This is a genomic window from Shewanella electrica (assembly GCF_022321485.1).
Lineage (GTDB): Bacteria > Pseudomonadota > Gammaproteobacteria > Enterobacterales > Shewanellaceae > Shewanella > Shewanella electrica.
The window spans coordinates 1-238 of record NZ_JAKOGG010000741.1 but is presented as its reverse complement, the minus strand read 5'-3'; the positions used below and the strand labels follow the sequence as shown (position 1 = coordinate 238).

Annotated in this window: 1 protein-coding gene; it reads right to left on the bottom strand. The window is 42.4% G+C overall.

Annotation, left to right across the window (positions count from 1 at the left end; genetic code table 11):
- Positions 1-192, bottom strand: a 192-nt coding sequence (locus L9G74_RS21975) for a hypothetical protein (RefSeq protein WP_238899050.1), incomplete at its 3' end; no start/stop codon positions are given.
- Positions 193-238 lie beyond the last annotated feature (46 nt).

The window sequence follows — 238 nt, the reverse complement described above, 5'->3', positions numbered from 1 at the left end:
AAGAGTTTGCACCAGGCCGTTCGCGGAATCAATCTTAGTCTTCGCCTCGTCAGCAGTCAGCACAATTTTTTCCTGAAGCTTGCTATAGTTCCCCTTGATATCATTCAAATAGTCTCCGCCTGAGTAAACTGCGGCTGTAAGCCCGAATGTGCCTTCCAATACTAAAGAAAGTGTTTTAGCTGTAACTGACATTTCTCATTCCCCCACTTCATATTTTTATAAAGAACAGTTCCATACT